Raw genomic sequence first — 22575 nt, 5'->3', positions numbered from 1 at the left:
CTTTACTATATGAAAAAAGTAATGTTAGTCTTCGGGACTAGACCTGAAGCGATTAAAATGTGTCCCTTAGTTAATGAGCTAAAGACGAGAAAGGATATAAAAACGATAGTTTGTGTAACAGGACAACACCGTCAAATGTTGGATCAAGTGCTTGAAGCATTTAACGTTGTTCCAGATTACGACCTTTCAATTATGAAGGACAAGCAAACATTGTTTGATATAACTACCAATATTCTTAATCGCATAAAGGAAGTTATAGAAGAAGTTGGCCCAGACGTGGTTTTAGTTCATGGTGATACAAGTACCACTTTCGTAACTGCTCTTGCATGTTTCTATCTTCAAATCCCGGTTGGACATGTCGAAGCCGGGCTTCGAACATATGATATTTACTCTCCATATCCTGAAGAATTTAATCGACAAGCAGTAGGAATAGTTGCCAAATATAATTTTGCACCTACAGAGATGTCTAAAAACAATCTTCTTCGTGAAGGGAAAAAAGTAGAAAGCATATTTGTTACAGGTAATACGGCTATTGATGCTTTAAAAACCACTGTTCGAGAAGATTATTTTCATTCAGAATTAGAATGGGCTTACGATAGTCGATTGATAGTGATTACAGCTCATCGTAGAGAAAACTTGGGCCAACCAATGCATAAAATGTTCCGTGCTATACGCCGAATTTTGGATGAACATCCTGATGTTAAGGCTATCTACCCAATCCATATGAATCCTGTAGTTCGTGAAGCAGCAGCACAAGAACTTGGTGATTGTGACCGTATTCATATAATTGAACCTCTCAATGTTTTGGATTTTCACAATTTCCTAGCTAGAAGTTATATAATTCTTACAGATAGTGGTGGAATTCAGGAAGAAGCTCCATCTCTCGGTAAGCCGGTTCTTGTGATGCGAGACACTACAGAACGCCCAGAAGGAATCACTGCCGGAACCTTAAAGTTGGTCGGAACAAATGAAGAGGTTATTTATAACAATTTTAAAGAATTATTAGAAAACCAAGATTCATACAATAGTATGGCTCATGCAAGTAATCCCTACGGTGATGGTTTTGCTTGCAAGCGTATTGCAGATATTCTTGAGCAATACTAATAAAATCGCAATGACAATATGAAACTACGTAATATTCCATTCTCACCTCCGGACATGTCGGAGATGGAGATTGTAGAAGTTAGTGAAGCTCTGCAATCGGGCTGGATTACGACAGGCCCTCGTACTAAAGAATTTGAGAAGTTGATTTCAATATGTTGTCAAACAGATAAAACTGCTTGTCTGAACTCAGCTACGGCATGTATGGAATTGGCTCTCCGTGTTCTGGGTGTTGGCCCTGGCGACGAGGTTATAGTACCCGCTTATACTTATACAGCTTCGGCAAGTGTAATTTGCCATGTTGGTGCAACTCCCGTAATGGTCGACAGTATACCTGACTGCGTTGAAATGGACTACGATAAACTCGCTGAAGCAATTACGGAGCGCACAAAATTCATCATTGCCGTAGATTTAGGTGGTATAGTTTGCGACTATGATAAGATTTTTGCAGCCGTTGAAAGTAAAAAGTACTTATTCAAACCTGCAAACGACATTCAAAAGGTATATGGTCGAGTTGTTGTAATGGCAGATGCTGCACATGCGTTCGGAGCCATGTGGCACGGAAAAATGTGTGGCGAAATAGCAGATTTCACGTCATTTTCATTCCATGCCGTCAAGAACCTTACCACTGCCGAAGGCGGTGCATTGACTTGGAAAACTCGTTCCGATGTGGATAATGAATATCTATATAAGCAATTCCAATTACTGTCGCTTCATGGTCAGAACAAAGATGCTTTCGCAAAGACTCAAATTGGCGCTTGGGAATACGACATTATTGCACCCTATTATAAGTGTAATATGACTGATATTATGGCCGGTATCGGCTTGGCACAGCTCAAACGCTATCCCGAGATGCTTCGCCGCCGTCGCGAAATAATAGAACGTTACGACGCAGCATTGAAAGATCACAATGTGCAGGTCCTCAATCATTATAGCGATAATCATTGTTCAAGTGGTCATCTCTATTTGGTTCGCTTGCTTGGAAAAGATGTCGAAGAACGTAACGAAGTTATTGTAAAAATGGCAGAACATAATATAGCATGTAATGTTCACTACAAGCCCCTACCTATGATGACCGCTTACAAAGCTCTTGGTTTCGACATCGCCGACTATCCTAACGCCTACAATCTATATCGTAACGAAGTGACTCTTCCTCTTCATACTCGCCTTACAAACGAAGATGTGGAATACATCATCACAAATTTTGTAGATATAATATCTAAATAATATGTATCGTCATTTCTTTAAACGTTTGATTGACATAATTTTGTCAATCATGGTTCTGCCATTTGTCTTGCTCTTGATTATTATTATCGGTCCGATAATATATTTTACCGATTGCGGTCCGATATTCTATAACGCAGAGCGGATTGGATATAGGGGCAAACGATTCAAAATGTTTAAATTGCGTTCGATGTATGTAAATGCTCCAGACTTGCGCAATGTGGACGGTTCAACATACAACTCTGACAACGATTCCCGAGTAACTCCTGTTGGTAGGATCATTCGTAAGACCAGCATTGACGAATTGCCTCAGTTTTTAAACATATTGTTCGGTGATATGAGCTTTGTAGGCCCTCGTCCTACAATCGGTGCTAAGCCATATTCTGAATATGACGAATTGCGCAAAAAGCGTCTTGAAGTACGTCCCGGAATAACAGGTTACAGCCAAGCATTTTTTCGCAACTCCATCACACAAGATGAGAAATATAAATACGACTGCTATTATGTGGACAATGTATCATTTTGGATGGATATTAAAGTAATATTTTACACAGTTTATTCTGTCCTTTGCCACAAAAATATCAATGGCGAACAATAAACAAATAGCTATGGGTAAATTATTGATTATCGGAGCCTCCTTTTTGCAGCTTCCCGCCATAAGACGTGCAAAAGAGTTGGGGCATTATGTTGCTGTTGCTGACTATAATCCACAGGCTGTAGGCATTTCGTACACTGATGAATATTTCAATGCCAGCACGATTGATGAAGATGCAATTTGCGCTGTAGCTCGGGAATTTCAACCTAATGGCATAATGACATTGGCAACTGATATGCCTATGCGAGCCATAGCAAAAGCAATAACGCTCCTTGGTTTACCAGGAATATCATATGAAACAGCGATTAAAGCAACTGATAAATATAGGATGATAGAGGCGTTTAAGGAACATAATGTTTCTGCGCCTTGGTACTATCATGTTAAGTCTATCGATGAACTTAAAAAAATTGCTTCATGTATAGAATATCCTTGTATTATTAAGCCAACCGATAATGCCGGTAGTCGTGGTGTATGCCTTGTGCATAATGCTGATGATATGCTCCAATCCTACGACTACACCCAATCTCAATCGCGAGGTGGCAACGTAATAGTCGAAGAATATTTACAAGGACAAGAAGTTAGTGTTGAAGTTATGGTACTTGATGGAGAAGTTAATATCCTTGCTATTACTGATAAACTGACAACCGGAGCGCCTCATTTCGTTGAAATGGGGCATAGTCAGCCCACTTCCCTTGATGAGAACACACAAACAAAAATCAGGCAGTTGGCAATACAAGCAGTAAAAGCTGTAGGGATCAATTGTGGCCCTGCACATGTTGAGATGATGGTCACCAAACGAGGACCCGTAATGATAGAGCTTGGGGCACGCATGGGTGGAGATTGTATAACAACACACCTTGTTCCACTATCCACGGGTATTGATATGATACAAGCCACAATCGATGTCTCATTTGGATTGAAGCCTGACCTTACTCCCACATTATCCTGTGGCAGCGCCATACGCTTTTTTGATGTTCCCAAAGGAATAATTCAATCAATTGAAGGCATAGAACAAGCTTACGAAATTGACGGCGTAAAGGAAATTACATTTACCAAGCAAGTGGGTGATGCGATTACAGATGTACATAGTAGCATTGACCGAGCCGGTTATATCATTGCACAAAGTACTAATGCCGTAGCAGCCGTAGCTGTTTGTGAAGAAGTAATTAAACATATAACGATCAAAACAGTATAAACTATGATTAATCTTGCAAATAAGCGATTATTGCTTCTTGGCGGAAGCCTTTGGAAAGACGCTATCAAAGATTTCGCTGATGAACATAATATAATACTGATTGCTACTGGTAACGACGCATCTGCCGGCATTTTTGAAATTGCACACGAGCATTATAATGTAGATTCAACTGATGCCGAAGCAATGAAACAACTCATCCGAGAAAAAAATATCGATGGCGTTTATATGGGCGGTAGCGAACCAGTCATTTCAGTAGCGTGCTCATATCTTAACGAATTGGGATTGCCCTGCTATTGTACAAAAGAACAATGGGAACTACTTCAAAATAAAAGTAAATTCAAACATCTGCTAATTGAGCATGGATTGCCTGTTGCTCCAAAGTATGATATTTCATCGCTCGAAGATATTGGATCTCTTGCCAATGAAATTACCTTCCCCGTTATTACCAAACCCACCGATGGATGTGGTAGCAATGGTTTTTCTGTTTGTAACAACCTTGAAGAATTAAAGGAAGGTTACAAACGTGCAAGTGTAGCATCTGCTTCAGGCAATGTAATCGTTGAAAAATTCGTAAAAAACGATGGTGTTGTCGTATTTTACACATTTAGCAATGGCAAAATGTATTTCTCAGGCTTAGAGGATAAATATCCTGTAAGATATCAGGAACAAGGTAGCTATGTTGCCGGGATGTTTATTTTTGAAAGTCCCTCTACTATGGCATTTCGTCAAAAATTTGATTGCAAATTGCAAAATATGTTCTCTTCAATAGGGATTAAAGAAGGAACGATATGGATTGAAGTATTTTGTGATGGCGACAATTTTTATTTCAACGAAGCAGGATTTAGATATGGTGGTTCTGTTTCAATATATCCCGTCGACTATTTGTATAACATTAATCAAGTTGCAGCTGATATATATTATGCATTAACGGGGGAAAGTAAGATTTATGGACATATATCTTTAATAAATCCTGCAAAACAAAAAGAATCATATTATTGTGTGTACGGGCTACATCTAAATCCTGGCACAATCCAAAGTATCAATGGTCTTGATGAAATTTGTGAAATGTCAAACATAATCGCTTTACCCATTACCAAAGTTATAGGAACTAACGTAGCCTCTACAGGTTCCATTACACAAGTATTTGGTTTTGTACATTTTGTTTTCGATACACAAGAGCAGTGGCGCGAGATTGTTGATAAAATACACGCAACAATAATCGTTACCGATGAAGCAGGTAATAATATGCTTGTTCCGAAAATTAATGCAGGTAGTTTGAAATTGAGATTATAACTATTATAAGCTATGAAAGAAGTTTCTATTAAAATAATAAACCAGAATGAGGTTGCAGCTATCTTCAAAAATCGTACCGACTACGTTTTAAAGATTGTTGAGGATGCGTTTATAAAATGGGCAAACAATGAGGTTCTGCTACCCGATAAGATTTCACAAATTTTCGACCAGCAAACACAAAACCGCATCAACTGCATGCCCGCAACACTTCTTAAAGACAAAGTATCCGGCATGAAATGGGTTTCAGTATTTCCTGCAAATGCACTAAAGGGTGTTCCTAATGTGTCGGGTGTTATGTTACTGTCTGAAATCGAAACAGGATTTCCTCAAGCTGTAATTGATGGAACTTTATGCACACGAATGCGTACTGCCGCAGTCGGAGCAGTTGCTGCAAAATATCTTGCGCCGAGAAATCCTCAAACCATTGGATTTCTCGGCGCAGGAGAAGAAGCACGAATGCATTTTATTTTGCTAAAGCATCTATTTCCAACTATAAAGACTTGCCGCGTAGCTTCTCGCAAAACAATTTCTGAAAATAGCTTCATAAACGAACTCTCAGCTGCAGTCACGGATGTAGAATTTATTGCTTGTCGTGGAGATTATTCAAAAGCTGCTACAAATACAGATATTATTGTTACTGCAATAAGTGGTCAAGTACCATTGCTTAAAGCCAAAGATGTAAGGTCCGGAACATTATATATTCATGTTGGTGGTTGGGAAGATGAATATGCTGTAGCGCAAAAAGCGGATAAAATTGTGTGTGACGATTGGGAATCATCTAAGCATCGTACGCAGACCATTTCACGAATGTATGTTGAAGGCTTGTTAAAAGACAGCGATATTTACGCAAATCTCGCTGAAATTATCAGTGGTAAGAAATCTGGACGCGAGAATAACCAGGAATTTATCTATTTCAACTCCGTAGGACTCTCGTTTATAGATTTGAATTTCGCTAATGAAATTTACAAACAAGCATGTTCTATGGGGTTGGGGCATGACATTATATTAACAGGAGCTGATCCGATAAACCTTAAAGACTTTATCTGATTTATACGGTGAAAATATTATATTTACCTGCGTATTTCTCGCCAGAGAAAGTTGCAAGCGCATATCTTAGCGACAATCGCAATCAGGCTTTTGCAAATGCCGGATTTGAGATGCTTGCATATACTCCGCTACCAACCCGAGGCATAGATGAAAACACTCGTAATGAATATAAAAGCCACAAGCGTACAGAGTTAATGTACGATGGCAAAATGTGTGTTCGTCGCTTTCCGCTAATGGCAGAGGGGCGTAATCCATTAATGCGTGCGTTTAGATATACTTTACAGTGTATAAAACAATTCATGTGGGCGGTATTCTCAAAAGAAGCTCGCAGTTGCGATATAATGTTTATCTCAAGCACGCCTCCTATTCAAGGTGCAATGGCGGCATTAGTGAAGAAATTTACCAAGAAACCTATGGTTTACAACCTACAGGATATTTTTCCAGATTCGTTGGTTGGGACAGGATTTGCAAAAAAGGATGGTTTGCTATGGAAAATCGGACGAGTAATTGAAAATTTCACATACCGAAACTCTGACAAGATTATCGTCATTTCCGAAGACTTTAAGCGCAATATAATGGCGAAGGGAGTTCCAGAAGAAAAGATTGAGATAATTTATAATTGGGTTGATGAGCAGGCTGTTGTTCCAATCTTTAAAGCCGATAATCCTCTCTATGATGAATTTGGTATAAATCGCAGCAAATTTACAATAATCTATGCCGGTAATTTAGGCAATGCTCAGAATATTGACATCATAATGGATGCTGCTGCAGAAATGCAAGCTAAACCTGATGTGCAATTCATTATCTTTGGTTCAGGTGGACTTGAATCAAAGATCAAAGATCGTATTAAGCGAGATAATCTTCATAATTTAAAGATATTCCCCATTCAACCTTACGAAAGAGTATCCTATGTATATGGATTGGGAGATGCTTGCATTGTTTCATGCAAAGCAGGTTTGGGAGGTTCGGCAATGCCAAGTAAAACATGGTCGATAATGTCAAGTGGACGTGCAGTTCTTGCGAATTTCGATGAAGGTGATTTAAAAAATATAATCGAAAAAAATAATTGCGGTATCTTCACCCATGCCGGAGATCTCAAGGAATTCGTTACAGCTATTGAGGAATTACGCAATGCTCCCGAAAAATGCAAAGAGATGGGCAAGGCATCCCGCCAATTTATTCTAAATAATTTAACTCAAAATATTGGCACAAAGAAGTGTGTTGATGTAGTATACAATGTATTAAAAAATGAATCATAATTATATGTCTATATTTGCGGACAAGACGCTAATGATTACCGGAGGAACCGGATCATTTGGCAATGCAGTATTGAAACGCTTCCTTAACACAGACATCAAGGAAATTCGTATTTTCTCGCGCGATGAAAAGAAACAGGATGATATGCGCCACGATTATCAGGCGCGTTATCCCGAGTATGCGTATAAAATCAAGTTTTATATTGGCGATGTCCGCTCGCTCGAAAGTTGTCGCTCGGCGATGCTCGGAGTGGATTATATCTTTCATGCAGCTGCCCTGAAGCAAGTTCCGTCGTGTGAATTCTTTCCCATGGAAGCCGTTCGCACAAACGTAAACGGCACGGACAACGTATTGACAGCTGCAATCGAAGCAGGCGTTGAGTGTGTAATTTGTCTTTCTACGGATAAGGCTGCGTATCCCATTAACGCAATGGGTATTTCAAAAGCAATCGAAGAAAAGATAGCTGTGGCCAAAAGTCGCTTCTCGGGCAAAACTCGCATTTGCTGTACACGTTATGGTAACGTGATGTGTTCGCGTGGATCAGTTATTCCTCTGTGGATTGAACAAATTCGCAACGGCAATGCAATTACTTTGACCGAGCCTAAGATGACTCGTTTTATCATGTCACTCGACGAAGCCGTTGACCTCGTGCTTTTCGCATTCGCAAATGGCGAAAACGGCGACATTCTCGTTCAAAAAGCTCCCGCTTGTACAATACAGATTCAAGCTGAAGCCGTTTGCGAACTCTTCGGCGGTAATAAAGAAGATATTAAGGTTATTGGCATACGCCACGGCGAAAAGATGTACGAAACACTGCTTACAAACGAAGAATGTGCTAAGGCTTACGATATGGGTAATTTCTATCGCGTGCCTGCTGATAATCGTACGCTCAACTACGATAAATACTTTTCTGAAGGCGACCATGCTCGCGTGTCTCTCACCGAGTTTAACTCAGACAATACCCAACGCCTCACGCTTGAAGAAACCAAGGCTAAAATCGCATCGCTCGAATACATTCAAAACGAGCTTAGTCGGACTGGTAACATTACCAAATAATTTCAGACAATGAAAATACTTGTAACGGGAGCTAAGGGCTTCGTGGGTAAAAATCTCGTTGCCCAACTCCGCAATATTCAAGACGGCAAAGCGAAGTTTTATGGCGACATAGCAGTTGACGAGGTATTTGAATACGATATTGACTCTACTGTTAAGGAATTAGAACGCTATTGCTGTGAAGCTGAATTTGTTTTCAACCTTGCAGGCATTAATCGTCCTCAAAATCAAGAAGAATTTATGCAGGGCAATTTTGGATTTGCTTCAACTCTGCTCAACACACTGAAAAAGTATGGCAATAACTGTCCCGTAATGTTGAGTAGCTCGATTCAAGCTACTTTGCAAGGACGTTTTGGCGATAGTGAATACGGCAGAAGCAAAAAGGCGGGCGAAGAATTGTTTTTTGACTACGCTGCTGAAATAGGAGCAAAGGTACTCGTATATCGCTTCCCGAACTTGTTCGGCAAATGGTGCCGCCCCAATTATAACTCAGCTGTTGCGACATTCTGTAACAACGTTGCAAACGACTTGCCAATCCAAGTCAATGACCGTTCAATAGAACTTGAATTGCTCTACATCGATGACCTTGTCGATGAAATGATTGCAGCGCTTTCAGGCAAAGAACATCACTGCGAGTTCGAAGGCGTTGAAACCGTTTTCTCTGATACCGGTCGCTATTGTGCCGTACCTAGCACTTATAAAGTAAAACTCGGAGAGATTGTCGATTTGCTCAATGAGTTTAAGGCACAGCCCCAAACATTGTTTATCCCTTCCATCCCCGATAATTCATTCGCAAAGAAATTGTATTCTACCTATCTGTCTTATTTGCCCAAAGAGAAAGTTGCATTTCCTTTAAAAATGAATGTCGATGACCGTGGCAGCTTTACAGAGCTCATAAAAACCTTGGATAAAGGTCAGGTAAGTATAAATATCTCAAAGCCAGGTGTTACTAAAGGACAACATTGGCATAATACCAAGTGGGAATTCTTTATTGTCGTTGCAGGTAAAGGATTAATCCAACAACGCAAAATGGGTACGAATGAAGTTCTTACTTTCGAGGTAAGTGGTGACAAAATTGAAGCCGTACACATGCTTCCGGGATATACCCATAATATCATAAATCTCTCTGACGCGGACAACCTTGTAACGGTGATGTATTGCAACGAATGCTTTGACCCCAATCACTCCGACACATACTTTGAACCGGTAAACTCAATTGGTAATTAATAATTGACAATTGATAGTTCCATCAAGTACAATTACATACAATTACAAATTCTTAATCATCAATTAAATATGAAAACCGATTATAGCGATATATCTTTCGCGAATAACGGCAAATTGAAGCTGTTGATTATCGTTGGCACGCGTCCCGAAATCATCCGCCTTGCTGCTGTAATCAACAAGTGCCGCAAGTATTTTGACACAATCCTTGCACACACAGGCCAAAATTACGATTATAATTTGAACGGCATTTTCTTCCGCGATCTCAAGCTAAAAGATCCTGAAGTATATATGGACGCCGTGGGCGATGACCTCGGTGCAACGGTCGGAAATATCATCAATTGTTCATACAAGCTGATGGTGCAAACACTACCCGATGCACTGCTGATTCTCGGCGATACCAACAGCTGTTTGAGCGCTATTGCAGCAAAGCGTCTGCACATTCCCATCTTCCATATGGAAGCCGGTAATCGCTGCAAGGACGAATGTCTGCCTGAGGAAACCAACCGTAGAATTGTTGATATTATCTCGGACGTGAACCTCGCATATAGTGAACACGCACGCCGTTACCTGCACGAATGTGGTCTACCTAAAGAACGCATATACGTCACAGGTTCTCCTATGGCAGAAGTTCTGCACGAAAACCTTGCAGAAATCGAAGCGAGCGATATCCACCAACGCCTTGGTCTTGAAAAAGGTAAATACATGCTTCTTTCGGCTCACCGCGAAGAAAATATTGATACAGATACGAATTTCCTTTCGTTGTTCAATGCTATCAACGCCATTGCCGAGAAGTACGATATGCCCATTCTTTACAGTTGCCACCCTCGCTCGCGCAAACGCCTTGAGCGCACAGGTTTCAAACTTGACCCGCGTGTTATCCAAAGCCAGCCGCTCGGCTTTCACGATTACAACTGCTTGCAAATGAATGCAGCTGCAGTAATTTCCGATAGCGGTACGCTTCCAGAAGAATCTTCATTCTTCTTGTCTATAGGACGCCCCATTACCGCAGTATGCATTCGCACCTCAACCGAACGCCCCGAAGCTCTCGATAAAGCAGCCTTTATCCTTGCTGGCATCGACGAAAAATCGCTTCTCCAAGCTGTCGATACCGCTATGGCAATGAACATCGCCGATGACCAAGGCATCCCTGTTCCCACATACATAGAGGAAAACGTCTCAACAAAAGTCGTAAAACTTATCCAATCCTACACTGGAGTTGTCAACAAAATGGTATGGAGGAAATCCTAACATAAGCATACTATAAAGGAAATAGTAATCTAATAAACTATACAAAAGACTTTGACTCAATTATGATAGTATGATGATCTAGAAATTATGCTGATGATAATACGTTGTAAAGGTTGAGTTCCTTGGTGCCTATGGGATAAATAGCTTTGCGCGTGGACATCAAGTATCTTTTAGTTTATATCATGACTGAGTAATTACCATATTTTAAGCAAATAATTGAATTGCTGAATTTAAAAGCAATGAAATTATAATGTTCAATAAAATCTTACTCACAACCAAAAGCCAAAATTCATTGAAGAAGCTTGCTTAACGTCGATAGAAGTCCTAACTCCTGAACATTTTCCTTGTATTCATTCTAATATTTATTCTGGAAAGATGGTTTCATTGCATTTTTAAGATAACAGTATACTATTCAGATGACAAATGAGCTTTCAAATTGGCATCATCCAATTTATGGTATACCCAATTCCCGTTTTATCTGATTTTACAGTCTCGGAAGACTCAATTTCCAGATAATCCTCATAATAACCTTCCGCAATATAAAAATTGGTCAACGGTTTTATTTCTATCGCCAACGGCTTTTTATATTCACGGACCAAAGCGTAAACAGCCTTTTCTATCACAGGAAGATCGGCTTTGTCGGTATAATAAATACCCGTCCTGTACTGCATCTCCCGGTCATTACCCTGATGGTTTAAACTCGTAGGATTTATCGTTTTAAAATCCAATTATCACACGATAATCGGATTAACATTCGTTTGATTACCTGATAAAAGTTATGCTAGCTTATACAAGACACAAAGAACGCATTCCGGAAAATGCTGCTTCGGGAAAAATCCGATGCAAATGTTCATGGGAGGAATCGCTGTAGGAAGAGAATATCAACCGCAAAAAGAAAAAATAACATAACTGGATTGGCTAAAAACTTTTTGGTTGTGGGGATGAGAAAAGTTGCATAACTTTACAGCAAGCATCTAACAGTTTTTTTGTCTGATTAGTAATTCGATTATTAGAACAAGTCTGGGACTCTTCCATCTAAATCGAATTAATCCCTATACCGGGGAACGGACCTTTTTGTGGTTTTATGCAGAATTGGGTGGCAAATGAACCTTCTTCCTGTGTTAAAGGGTGGGAGTCTTTACTTTTTCTACCCAGCCGAGTGGGACAGTGGTGAGGGCACAGCCGAAATATTCGATGCGGATGGCGATTTTGTATTTGCCCCGCATTTCGATGAGTTCTCCGACCAAACCCTGAAAACTACCCTGCTTGACTAAAATGGTATCTCCGACAGCTACTGGCGAAGTGGTAAATTCGACTTCGTCAAAGGCATGCTCTACCATCAGACGGAGACGATCTATTTGTTTATCCGGGATGGGGACGGGGACCGCTTTTTCTTTGAGAAAGGTGACAATTCCGGGTATATTTAAAACTTTTAAGGTGTCCTGAATCGGGATATGGACGAAAATATAACCGGGGATTAAAGGGAAAGATACTTTTTTCCTCCGGTCGCTCCACATGCGATATTCGGTGCGAAGCGGTAAATAATTGTCCACTTTTGCTTCGTCTAAGCGGGCTTTTACTTTCTTTTCACTGCGGGAAGTTGTATAAACAGCATACCAAGAAGGGAGTAATTCCATATTCAGCTCACATTGTTAGTTTTCTTATCTCATTTTTCCTGTAGTTTTGTATTAAATCTTACAAGTTTGATTGGGATAGGGCACTTTCTTTCTGCTTATCCAACTCTTCAAAGCAGGAATTTTTCGATTTGAATTCCGGTATAATCTGTTTCATCAATCGTACGGTCTCCAAGATTTGAATTTGCCGAGCGGCCAAAGCCAAATGCTCCAGTTCAGGTACGATGTTTGCATACTTATATTCTCGTACTTTTGCTACCTTGATTTTCTGATGGGTAGTCGGAAGGGTATTTTCTTCATTACTCAGAACTTCCTCGTAAAGCTTTTCTCCGGGACGTAAACCCGTATATTTAATCTTAATCTCTTTGTCGGGTTCATAACCGGCCAGTTCTATCATTCTTTTCGCCAGATCTGCAATTTTTACAGATTCTCCCATTTCAAATACGAAAATTTCATTTCCGTTACACATTGTTGCAGCTTCCATTACTAAACGGCAAGCTTCCGGTATGGTCATGAAAAATCGGGTGATGTCCGGGTGAGTGACAGTTACAGGTCCGCCTTTTTCGATTTGTTTTCTGAAACGGGGGATGACACTTCCATTGCTTCCCAATACATTTCCGAAACGAGTCGTAACAAATTTGGTTCTTCCTTCAATCTCTCCTTTGGCAATAGCCATTCCCAAACTTTGTACATAAATTTCGGCCAGACGCTTGGAAGCTCCCATGACGTTTGTCGGATTTACGGCTTTGTCTGTAGAAATCATAACCATTTTTTCTACATTATAACGGACCGCTAGGTCTGCGACGTTTTGTGTGCCATACACATTTGCCAATACCGCCTCACAGGGATTTTCTTCCATTAAAGGCACGTGTTTATAAGCGGCAGCATGGAAAATAAATTGAGGTTTATAACGCTCGAATACCATGTTTACGCGTTGTGCAATCCGAACGTCTCCGATAACAGGTACGAATTCCATTTTCGGGAATCGTTCTTCTAATTCGAGCCGGATGTTATGCATCGGAGTTTCGGCAGAGTCGAATAGAATAAGTTGTTTCACACCGAATGTCGCCAGTTGTCTGCAAAGTTCGCTTCCGATAGAACCGGCAGCTCCGGTTACCAGAATAGTTTTATCTTTGAAATTGGCGATAATCTCGTTCATGTTTATCTTGATTTCTTCTCGTCCCAGTAGATCTTCGATCCGTATTTCCCGAATATTGGCGCGCAACAGTTTATCTCCACTTACCTCATCTACCGGAGGAGCAATCAATACCTTTATTTTGTTTTTTTCACAATAACGGATCAGCCGTTCTTTCTCTTCCTGGGCCGTAATATAATTGGGAAAAAGTATCCCTTCTACATTGTAGCGGTTTGTGATGTATATAAAATCATCTTCATTATTGAAATAATATACCGGCAGATCGGCTAATCGATAAGATTTATAATTTTGTCCAAACACATAAAATCCTGCTATATGATAATGTTTGCTATTTCGCAAACGAGTTTCCAGGGATACACTTTTGTCATTGATCCCATAAATCAGAATTTTACTGTTTTGTTTGGAAAATTTACTGGTTAGAATATCATACATCAGGATCATGGCAATCCGGACAGCAATTAAGGAGATTCCTGTCAGCATCAAATCGAATAACGATCCGATTAATAGTTGTTTATCACTAATTATTTTATAAAAAGAGAGAGTGATATAGATTAAAATGATTTTACCCAGCGTGGCACAACCCAGTCTCCATAATTCTTTTAAAGTAGAGTGCCGTATAATATTGCGGTAAGCTTTAAAAATATAAAAAGAGATAGCACTGCAGATTAAAGATAAAACCATAATCTTCAGGATGACTTCAATCGACATTTCCGGGTTGGTAAAATGCCCTGCTTTGTCATTGATCAAGTTGTAAACAGTCATATTACTTCCGGACATTTCTAATTGGGTGAAATGCCGGGCTAATAAGCAGGCTAAAAAAGTACAACTAACGGAAATGATGAGGTCGACAGCTAAAATAATCCAGTAGCTCAAATATTTAGCGTTGATAATCTTGTTTAATAATTTTGATTTCATCAGTCATTAACGTTTTAAGGTTAGTTGAAAAATCCCGATCGTAGTTAACTGTGCTGAAATGCGATCTTTTTATTTTCCAGCTTTTATTCCGATAAGATCCTTGATAGAAAAAATTTTACTTTTTGCTCTCTTTTTTCGATCAAAAGCATCCGGTAAATCGTTTAACCTTCTACGCATTGTCCGCCACAACGCTAATTTCTATTAAACTCATTTTGTTATTCTTTCCTCTATCAAAGAGGTACATAACAAAATTTCGTCGGACAAAAATATGAATATATAATTTAGGATGCAAATAAATGTCAAATAAATTATCTATGTAAGAATGTAGGCGTTGTTTTACAAGGTATTGCAATTCTATCAGTTCCAATAAAATGTATTGTACTTTACGAGTATATAATACAATTTTTAATAAATAATTCTTCACTTTTTATATTTATCATAATATATTTTAAATGCTTGTTTTATAATTGTTTATACAATTCACATCTTATAAGATTTAAGTATTATGTTTTTTCTTGTTTTTTAATTTTTCTTTTTAAAAATCCTTTTCTAAAAACGATAAATCCGCTGTAAAGGTTACAAATATTAATATATACAACAGATAATATTTTCCGATAAAATATGTTTACCTCTTTGATAGAGGAAGAAAAATAGTAAGATAAGTCTAGAGGAAGTATGTGATCTTCCTCTTTGATAGAGGAAGGTAAATAACAAGATAAGTTCTGAGGAAGTGTGTGATCTTCCTCTTTGATAGAGGAAGAATAGCAAAATGAAATTTTGTTGAAAAGTTATTCCATTCGAAAGGAGATAAAGAGGGAAAAATCTTTATGGTTGTCTTTTATAAAATAGGGGACAAGTAGGAATGGTTTGGGCTTTTTTTAGATTTTAAAAAATATAAATGATTGATAATAAGGAAAGTTGGATTTGTGCACGGACACGATGTAACCAAGAGATCTTATTGAGAGATTGTCTTATAAAAAATAATATTCTATATTTTATCCCTACTGTTCCCAAAATAATAAAACAGTCTAATGGTGTGAAGGAAGGAGAGAGGCCGCTTATTCCGAATTTAATATTTCTGAAGACGAATTGGAAAAACGCTTTTGAATTTTTATTTACTCATAAGAATAAAATCAGTTATATACGGCAAAAAGACCGTCGGATTCTGATTATTCCGGAGAGGCAAATGGACGACTTCATGCGGCTCACAACAGAAATGGGGGATAAAATAAGAGTAAATCCGAATTGTTATGCTGCGGGGGATCGGGTAGTGATTAAAAGTGGGCCTTTAGCCGGAATGGAAGGAATTTTGACGGAATGCGAGGGGAAAAAAGAGTTTACATTACGTGTCGGTACATTTTTATCGGTCAGCGTGCGTATAGCTAGAAATAATTTGATTAAGCTTTCCATAACAAAGGAACAGCTGAAAAGGGAGTAATTGAAAATTAAGTATAGCAAACGATTACGGCAAAGGGAAAGAAATCTAAAAGTCTATTTTGTATTTCAGACAATTGTAATTATCAGTCCTATTCCTCATGGAATTTTTCATGATTATTTTTTTAAGTGTGATGTTTTCAGCAATACTTGTATTGTTGGTACATCCTCGTTTGGTCAAAATTGCCAGGATTAAATCAATTGTAGATAATCCGAATGCCCGAAAATTGAATAAAGAACCTATCCCTATATTAGGAGGGGTGGGTGTGTTTTTCGGTATTTTTATTACAGTCGGCTTATTTTATTTTCATTACGATTGTTCTTCTCTTTTTATTGTATTTATAGCTATATTATTAATGCTATTTACAGGAGTTGCCGATGACATCCTGAATTTAAGCCCCAGGATAAAATTTTTATTACAGATTGTTGCAGTCTGTTTTTTAATTGCGGAAGGATATCTATTAGATGATTTACATGGATTATATGGGATTCATTATTTACCGATGGGGGTTGCTTATCCTTTAACTTTAATTGCCTGTGTAGGAGTTATCAATGCAATGAATTTAATTGATGGTGTAGACGGACTTGCTTCGGGTTATGGTATTATTGTGGCTACTATTTGCGGGATTGTTTTTTTACAATATGGTGATATCCCTTATGCTATTTTAGCATGGGCTTTAGTGGGAGCTTTGTTTCCTTTTTTTATGCATAATGTATTCGGACGAAAATATAAGATGTTTATCGGAGATGGAGGGTCTTTGGTCTTAGGTGTCATTTTCAGTGCTTTTATGTTGAATATCTTGCAATATGAGGGTTCTAATAGTTTGGGAACGTATTCTGTTAGTTTTTTAATGGCTGTATTGGCTATACCGGTTTTCGATACTGTACGTGTTATGCTCATCCGGATAGCTAAAAAACGTTCCCCTTTTTCTGCTGATAAAACGCATTTACATCATATGTTTATTCAATTGGGTTTTAGTCATGTACTGACGACATTGCAGATTATTTTATTAAATGTTTTCGTAATCGTACTTTGGTATATTACTGCCCTTGTATGGCATATTTCTCCGGAGATTCAATTCTTAATTATTTTTCTAGCCTGTTTGATGGTTACTTATGGAATTTGGCATATAGTATCCTATTTGGAAAAATATAGACCTCTTCTTTATAACCGTCTTCAACAACATATAAAGTTGCATTATCCTCAAAGGAATAAATTTTTTCTTAAGATACAACGACAGTTGGACCGGTTATAAAACATCGGGAGAAGTAACTAGCAGAACTATTTCTTATTATAAAGATTAACCTATAAAAGTATGAAAGCATGTTTTATGGGGTTGGGCTATATTGGCCTGCCTACAGCTATCATTGCAGCTAAGCATGATATCGATGTGATTGGTGTAGATATCAATCCACAGGTTGTTGAGATGACAAATCAGGGAAAATTGCATATTGTAGAACCGGGTTTGGAAGCTTATTTACAGGAAGTGGTGAAATCCGGTAAGTTAAAAGCTGCTGTTAAACCGGAAGTTAGTGATGCCTATTTTATGGTGGTGCCTACACCTTTTAAAGGAAATCACGAACCGGATATTACTTATGTAGAGGCTGCAACCCGTACTGTTATTCCTTTTTTAAAAGAAGGAGATTTATTTGTCATAGAGTCTACTTCACCGGTCGGCACGACTGAAATGATGGCTAAAATTATTTTTCAGGAGCGTCCGGAGCTTGAAGATAAAATCTTTATTGCTTATTGTCCTGAACGTGTTTTACCGGGGAATGTAATTTATGAGCTGGTACATAATGACCGGGTGATCGGCGGTATTCGTCCGGAATCCACCGAGAAGGCGATTGCCTTTTACAGTCGGTTTGTGCAAGGAACCTTACACCGTACCAATTGCCGGACAGCGGAAATGTGTAAATTGACCGAAAACTCTTCCCGTGATGTACAGATCGCTTTTGCCAATGAGTTATCCCTGATTTGTGATAAAGCCGGGATAAATGTCTGGGAACTGATTAATTTGGCTAATAAACACCCCCGTGTAAATATTCTTCAGCCGGGTTGTGGTGTGGGAGGTCATTGTATTGCAGTAGACCCTTATTTTATCACGGCTGATTTCCCGATGGAATCGCAGATTATTGCAAAAGCCCGTGAAATAAATAACTATAAAGCCTTTTGGTGCGCGGAGAAAGTAGAAAATGCGATGTTGAAGTTTGAACTTGAACATCGGCGTAAACCGATTATTGCCATGATGGGATTGGCTTTCAAGCCGGATATTGACGATTTGCGCGAAGCTCCGGCCAAATATATCACCACAAAGGTAATGCAAAGTTGCAATAATGCCGATATTCTGGTGGTAGAGCCGAATGTGACAGAACATAAAGTTTTCAAATTGACCCCTTATGCAGAAGCTTACGAGAAGGCGGATATCGTGGTATTTTTAGTGGCCCATAAAGAATTCAAAACTTTACCTTATCGGGAAGACAAGGTAATACTGGATTTCTGTGGCATTTATAAAAAATAGAACAGGATGAAAAAGATAATGCTGGTTTTCGGGACACGTCCCGAAGCCATCAAAATGGCCCCTTTGGTAAAAGAGTTTCAGAAATATCCCGATACCTTCCAGACCATTGTTTGTGTTACCGGGCAGCATCGTGAAATGCTGGATCAGGTATTGAAGATATTTGAAATTATCCCGGATTATGATTTGAATATTATGAAACAGGGGCAGGATTTATACGATGTGACAGCGCGTGTACTGACAGGAATGCGGAATGTATTGAAAGAGTGCCAGCCTGAGGTCGTATTGGTCCACGGCGATACCACAACGAGCACTGCTGCGGCATTGGCAGCTTTTTATCAGCAGATACCGGTGGGGCATGTGGAAGCCGGTCTCCGTACACATAACATTTACAGTCCATGGCCTGAAGAGATGAATCGTCAGTTGACGGGACGTATCGCTACTTATCATTTTGCGCCGACTCCTTTAAGTCGTCAGAATCTATTGCAGGAAAATGTTGCAGATGAAAAGATCCATGTAACAGGTAATACTGTTATCGATGCGCTTTATTGGGTAGTAAAGAAAATTAAAGAAAACCAGTCTCTTCGTAAAGAGCTTGAAGGAATATTGTCTGGAGCAGGATACGATGTTTCCCGTCTTATTGGTGGTAAGAAACTTATCCTGATTACAGGTCATCGTCGGGAAAATTTTGGAGAGGGTTTTATACATATATGCACGGCTATCAGAGACCTGGCACAAAAATATCCTAACGTAGATTTTGTTTATCCGATGCATCTCAATCCGAACGTCCGCAAACCGATCCATGAGGTATTTGGGAAAAACCTGTCAGGTTTGGGCAATATGTTTTTTATTGAACCTTTAGAATATCTGTCGTTTGTTTACCTGATGGAAAAGTCGTCAATCGTATTGACAGATAGCGGAGGCATCCAGGAAGAAGCACCGGGTTTAGGAAAACCTGTACTTGTGATGCGTGATACAACAGAACGACCGGAAGCATTAACTGCCGGTACTGTAAAATTGGTCGGTACGGATTATGATCGAATTTCCAAAGAGATCTCTGCACTGCTAGAAGATCCACAAGCTTATGAAAAAATGAGTAAAGCCGTGAATCCTTATGGGGATGGAGGCGCTTGTGGTAGAATTGTTTATTTTATAAATGGAAACAGATAAATGAATTATCTATTGATATGCCAATAATTAATATATTTCATTTTTTGTTAATAAAAATTGCTATATAGATAAATTACTTAGAGCAAATTATTAACTTCTTTTAATTATTAATGTTGGACAATAAAATAAAAATTATTTAAATATAGATAAGACTTTTATTACTCAGTGAATCTTTATTTTCTTATTTAAGCATTTAAATAGGGCGTTGAGGTTATTTTATCACAGCAGTCGAAAATAGTTTCTGTATGCTTTCTTTTTGAATAATAACAGGTCTTTTACTTTTAATTGTTTTATCTGTAAATGACATAGCATTTATTGTTTGACGATTTTTCTCTCTAAAGAGAAATTCAGTTAAATTTTATTTATAAATATCTTTTTGCTAATCAACACATTTGTTATTTTTCTTTTGGTTAAAGTCAAATTATTATCATAAGTGAAGAAAAAATAAGAATGTTGAAAGAAAGACGATTATGTGTTTTTACTGAAAATTAAATTTTGAGTTTTTTCTTATGATTTGCAGGTTTGTAAGGAAATTGAAATAATATCTTTACAAGGTAATGGATTGAATAGTAATAAATTAATATGTAAAAGGATAAATATATTTTAATTATTGATTCATATTCATACTAAAAATAAACTATATATGAAAGGTATTGTATTAGCTGGAGGATCCGGTACTCGTCTTTACCCTATTACAAAAGGTGTAAGTAAACAACTGCTTCCTATTTATGATAAACCTATGATTTACTATCCGCTTTCTGTGCTGATGTTAGCGGGAATACGAGAAATTTTAATTATATCCACTCCACAAGATTTGCCTGGTTTTCAGAGACTTCTGAAAGATGGAAGTGATTATGGAATACAGTTAGAATATGCCGAGCAACCGCATCCGGATGGACTTGCACAAGCTTTTCTTATCGGTGAAAAATTTATTGGAGAAGACAGCGTTTGTTTAGTATTGGGAGATAATATATTTTATGGACAAGGTTTTAGACCGATGTTAGAACAAGCTCTAAAAAGAGCAGAAAATCAAGGGATTGCTACTGTATTCGGATATTATGTAAATGACCCGGAACGTTATGGTGTGGTAGAATTTGATAAAGACGGGAATGTTTTAAGTCTTGAAGAAAAACCTGAAAAACCTAAATCTAATTATGCTGTCGTGGGTTTATATTTCTATCCCAACAAGGTAGTAAATATCGCAAAATCGATCAAACCTTCTGCCAGAGGAGAATTGGAAATCACGACAGTAAACCAGGAATTTTTAAAAAATCAGGAATTAAAAGTTCAATTATTGGGCAGAGGATTTGCTTGGCTTGACACCGGTACCCACGACTCCCTTGCGGAGGCCTCCATTTTTGTAGAGGTAATTGAAAAACGGCAGGGGTTAAAAATTGCTTGTTTAGAAGGAATTGCTTATAAGAAAGGTTGGATTAATGAAAGTAAGTTACAAGAATTGGCTTTATCTATGGAAAAAAATCAATATGGCCAATATCTGTCCGGTATAATTAAAGAAAAAAAGATATGAAGAAAAATATATTAATTACCGGAGGTGCCGGTTTTATTGGGTCTCATGTCGTTCGTTTGTTTGTTAACAAATATCCGGAATATCAAATCATTAATTTAGACAAACTAACTTATGCCGGTAATCTGGCTAATTTAAAAGATATTGAAAATAAACCCAATTATACTTTTATTAAAGCCGACATTTGTGATTTCGAAAATATTCAAAAAATTTTTTCACAATATCAGATCAACGGCGTTATTCATTTAGCGGCAGAAAGTCATGTAGATCGCAGTATTAAAGATCCTTTTACCTTTGCCCGTACGAATATAATGGGCACTTTATCTCTGTTGCAAGCTGCAAAAGAATATTGGAACGGGAATTGGGAGAACAAACTTTTTTATCATATTTCTACCGACGAAGTATATGGTGCTCTTTCGTTCGATAAATCATTTTTCACAGAAACGACAAAATACGACCCGCATAGTCCTTACAGTGCCTCCAAAGCTTCTTCCGACCATTTTGTCCGGGCATTTCATGACACCTACGAAATGCCAATCATTATTACCAATTGTTCTAATAATTACGGACCTTATCAATTTCCGGAAAAGCTTATTCCGCTCTTTATCAATAACATTTGTCAAAAGAAATCGTTACCGGTCTATGGAACTGGGGAAAATGTACGGGATTGGTTATATGTAGAAGATCATGCACGGGCCATTGACATCGTTTTTCACAAAGGAAAAATTGCCGAAACTTACAATATCGGTGGATTTAACGAATGGAAAAATATTGATCTGGTGAAAGTGGTTATTCGGACGGTGGATAATTTTTTAGGAAATCCCGCCGGCTTCTCTGACAAATTACTCACCTATGTCAAAGACCGCAAAGGACATGATTTGAGGTATGCGATAGATTCCACCAAATTAAAAAAAGAACTAGGCTGGGAACCGAGTTTGCAATTTGAAGAAGGAATAGAGAAGACAGTAAAATGGTATTTAGA

18 protein-coding genes and 1 pseudogene are annotated in these 22575 nt (G+C 38.4%); 16 read left to right on the top strand and 3 right to left on the bottom strand.

Annotated elements, in window-relative coordinates; translation table 11 throughout:
* The first annotated feature begins 9 nt into the window (after window positions 1-9).
* The 10 genes from wecB (HMPREF9449_RS15420) to wecB (HMPREF9449_RS15375) all read left to right on the top strand — a co-directional run bounded on the left by wecB (HMPREF9449_RS15420) (window position 10) and on the right by wecB (HMPREF9449_RS15375) (window position 11240).
* Window positions 10-1104, top strand: coding sequence for a non-hydrolyzing UDP-N-acetylglucosamine 2-epimerase (wecB, locus tag HMPREF9449_RS15420; protein WP_040612169.1), 1095 nt, complete (start codon window positions 10-12; stop codon window positions 1102-1104).
* An 18-nt stretch (window positions 1105-1122) separates the two neighbouring features.
* Entirely contained in the window at window positions 1123-2328 is a 1206-nt protein-coding gene (locus tag HMPREF9449_RS15415) for a DegT/DnrJ/EryC1/StrS family aminotransferase (protein ID WP_009138196.1), read from the top strand.
* Between the two features lies 1 nt (window position 2329).
* A complete protein-coding gene (locus tag HMPREF9449_RS15410; RefSeq protein ID WP_009138195.1) occupies window positions 2330-2923 on the top strand; it encodes a sugar transferase in 594 nt (197 codons plus the stop codon).
* A 10-nt stretch (window positions 2924-2933) separates the two neighbouring features.
* Window positions 2934-4115, top strand: a complete 1182-nt coding sequence (locus HMPREF9449_RS15405; protein ID WP_187118610.1) for an ATP-grasp domain-containing protein — start codon at window positions 2934-2936, stop codon at window positions 4113-4115.
* Window positions 4116-4118: 3 nt separating this feature from the next.
* Window positions 4119-5408, top strand: a complete 1290-nt coding sequence (locus HMPREF9449_RS15400) for an ATP-binding protein (RefSeq protein ID WP_009138193.1) — start codon at window positions 4119-4121, stop codon at window positions 5406-5408.
* A 12-nt stretch (window positions 5409-5420) separates the two neighbouring features.
* Window positions 5421-6455: an ornithine cyclodeaminase family protein gene (locus HMPREF9449_RS15395; protein ID WP_009138192.1), complete on the top strand. Its 1035-nt coding sequence runs from the start codon at window positions 5421-5423 to the stop codon at window positions 6453-6455.
* Window positions 6456-6463: 8 nt separating this feature from the next.
* Window positions 6464-7714, top strand: coding sequence for a glycosyltransferase family 4 protein (locus tag HMPREF9449_RS15390; protein ID WP_040612167.1), 1251 nt, complete (start codon window positions 6464-6466; stop codon window positions 7712-7714).
* A gap of 4 nt (window positions 7715-7718) precedes the next feature.
* Window positions 7719-8768 (top strand): polysaccharide biosynthesis protein, encoded by a 1050-nt coding sequence (locus HMPREF9449_RS15385; protein ID WP_009138189.1) that lies wholly within the window; start codon window positions 7719-7721, stop codon window positions 8766-8768.
* Between the two features lie 9 nt (window positions 8769-8777).
* Window positions 8778-9992: a capsular polysaccharide biosynthesis protein CapF gene (locus HMPREF9449_RS15380; RefSeq protein WP_009138188.1), complete on the top strand. Its 1215-nt coding sequence runs from the start codon at window positions 8778-8780 to the stop codon at window positions 9990-9992.
* 69 nt (window positions 9993-10061) lie between these two features.
* Window positions 10062-11240: a non-hydrolyzing UDP-N-acetylglucosamine 2-epimerase gene (gene wecB / locus HMPREF9449_RS15375; RefSeq protein WP_009138187.1), complete on the top strand. Its 1179-nt coding sequence runs from the start codon at window positions 10062-10064 to the stop codon at window positions 11238-11240.
* 506 nt (window positions 11241-11746) lie between these two features.
* On the opposite strand, the pseudogene HMPREF9449_RS15370 reads toward wecB (HMPREF9449_RS15375), so the two are convergent.
* The 3 genes and pseudogenes from HMPREF9449_RS15370 to HMPREF9449_RS15360 all read right to left on the bottom strand — a co-directional run.
* Window positions 11747-11968 (bottom strand): annotated as a pseudogene (locus HMPREF9449_RS15370) (peptide-methionine (S)-S-oxide reductase); the annotation flags it as partial.
* Between the two features lie 393 nt (window positions 11969-12361).
* The gene (locus HMPREF9449_RS15365; protein WP_009138185.1) at window positions 12362-12877 is read right to left on the bottom strand and encodes a UpxY family transcription antiterminator; all 516 of its coding nucleotides are present in this window, start codon (window positions 12875-12877) and stop codon (window positions 12362-12364) included.
* 58 nt (window positions 12878-12935) lie between these two features.
* Complete coding sequence (locus HMPREF9449_RS15360) at window positions 12936-14945, bottom strand: polysaccharide biosynthesis protein (RefSeq protein ID WP_009138184.1); 2010 nt, start codon at window positions 14943-14945, stop codon at window positions 12936-12938.
* An 898-nt stretch (window positions 14946-15843) separates the two neighbouring features.
* Between HMPREF9449_RS15360 and HMPREF9449_RS15350 the strand changes: the two genes are divergently transcribed.
* From HMPREF9449_RS15350 to rfbB, 6 genes are all read left to right on the top strand, one after another.
* Window positions 15844-16383, top strand: a complete 540-nt coding sequence (locus HMPREF9449_RS15350) for a UpxY family transcription antiterminator (RefSeq protein ID WP_009138182.1) — start codon at window positions 15844-15846, stop codon at window positions 16381-16383.
* Between the two features lie 109 nt (window positions 16384-16492).
* Window positions 16493-17635 (top strand): undecaprenyl-phosphate alpha-N-acetylglucosaminyl 1-phosphate transferase, encoded by a 1143-nt coding sequence (locus HMPREF9449_RS15345; RefSeq protein WP_040612173.1) that lies wholly within the window; start codon window positions 16493-16495, stop codon window positions 17633-17635.
* 60 nt (window positions 17636-17695) lie between these two features.
* Window positions 17696-18901, top strand: coding sequence for a UDP-N-acetyl-D-mannosamine dehydrogenase (gene wecC, locus HMPREF9449_RS15340; RefSeq protein ID WP_009138180.1), 1206 nt, complete (start codon window positions 17696-17698; stop codon window positions 18899-18901).
* A 6-nt stretch (window positions 18902-18907) separates the two neighbouring features.
* Window positions 18908-20068 carry a non-hydrolyzing UDP-N-acetylglucosamine 2-epimerase gene (gene wecB / locus HMPREF9449_RS15335; RefSeq protein ID WP_009138179.1) on the top strand — a complete coding sequence of 387 codons (1161 nt, stop codon included), beginning with the start codon at window positions 18908-18910 and terminating at the stop codon, window positions 20066-20068.
* A gap of 643 nt (window positions 20069-20711) precedes the next feature.
* The gene (rfbA, locus tag HMPREF9449_RS15330) at window positions 20712-21596 is read left to right on the top strand and encodes a glucose-1-phosphate thymidylyltransferase RfbA (protein ID WP_009138178.1); all 885 of its coding nucleotides are present in this window, start codon (window positions 20712-20714) and stop codon (window positions 21594-21596) included.
* Window positions 21593-22575: dTDP-glucose 4,6-dehydratase (gene rfbB / locus HMPREF9449_RS15325; protein ID WP_009138177.1), on the top strand; the 983-nt coding region annotated here is incomplete at its 3' end. The genes rfbA and rfbB, both read left to right, overlap by 4 nt.

This window comes from Odoribacter laneus YIT 12061 (assembly GCF_000243215.1).
Taxonomy (GTDB): Bacteria; Bacteroidota; Bacteroidia; order Bacteroidales; family Marinifilaceae; genus Culturomica; species Culturomica lanea.
This window is presented reverse-complemented; position numbering and strand designations above follow the sequence as displayed.

What these genes read in the sequence shown, in the direction of transcription:
- wecB (WP_009138187.1), top strand. Translation starts at nt 10,062, where the DNA reads ATGAAAACCGATTATAGCGATATATCTTTCGCGAATAACGGCAAATTG.
- HMPREF9449_RS15410 (WP_009138195.1), top strand. Translation starts at nt 2,330, where the DNA reads ATGTATCGTCATTTCTTTAAACGTTTGATTGACATAATTTTGTCAATC.
- HMPREF9449_RS15350 (WP_009138182.1), top strand. Translation starts at nt 15,844, where the DNA reads ATGATTGATAATAAGGAAAGTTGGATTTGTGCACGGACACGATGTAAC.
- HMPREF9449_RS15380 (WP_009138188.1), top strand. Translation starts at nt 8,778, where the DNA reads ATGAAAATACTTGTAACGGGAGCTAAGGGCTTCGTGGGTAAAAATCTC.
- HMPREF9449_RS15400 (WP_009138193.1), top strand. Translation starts at nt 4,119, where the DNA reads ATGATTAATCTTGCAAATAAGCGATTATTGCTTCTTGGCGGAAGCCTT.
- HMPREF9449_RS15345 (WP_040612173.1), top strand. Translation starts at nt 16,493, where the DNA reads ATGATTATTTTTTTAAGTGTGATGTTTTCAGCAATACTTGTATTGTTG.
- HMPREF9449_RS15360 (WP_009138184.1), bottom strand. Translation starts at nt 14,945, where the DNA reads ATGAAATCAAAATTATTAAACAAGATTATCAACGCTAAATATTTGAGC.
- HMPREF9449_RS15395 (WP_009138192.1), top strand. Translation starts at nt 5,421, where the DNA reads ATGAAAGAAGTTTCTATTAAAATAATAAACCAGAATGAGGTTGCAGCT.
- rfbA (WP_009138178.1), top strand. Translation starts at nt 20,712, where the DNA reads ATGAAAGGTATTGTATTAGCTGGAGGATCCGGTACTCGTCTTTACCCT.
- HMPREF9449_RS15405 (WP_187118610.1), top strand. Translation starts at nt 2,934, where the DNA reads ATGGGTAAATTATTGATTATCGGAGCCTCCTTTTTGCAGCTTCCCGCC.
- HMPREF9449_RS15385 (WP_009138189.1), top strand. Translation starts at nt 7,719, where the DNA reads ATGTCTATATTTGCGGACAAGACGCTAATGATTACCGGAGGAACCGGA.
- wecB (WP_040612169.1), top strand. Translation starts at nt 10, where the DNA reads ATGAAAAAAGTAATGTTAGTCTTCGGGACTAGACCTGAAGCGATTAAA.
- HMPREF9449_RS15365 (WP_009138185.1), bottom strand. Translation starts at nt 12,877, where the DNA reads ATGGAATTACTCCCTTCTTGGTATGCTGTTTATACAACTTCCCGCAGT.
- wecB (WP_009138179.1), top strand. Translation starts at nt 18,908, where the DNA reads ATGAAAAAGATAATGCTGGTTTTCGGGACACGTCCCGAAGCCATCAAA.
- HMPREF9449_RS15415 (WP_009138196.1), top strand. Translation starts at nt 1,123, where the DNA reads ATGAAACTACGTAATATTCCATTCTCACCTCCGGACATGTCGGAGATG.
- wecC (WP_009138180.1), top strand. Translation starts at nt 17,696, where the DNA reads ATGAAAGCATGTTTTATGGGGTTGGGCTATATTGGCCTGCCTACAGCT.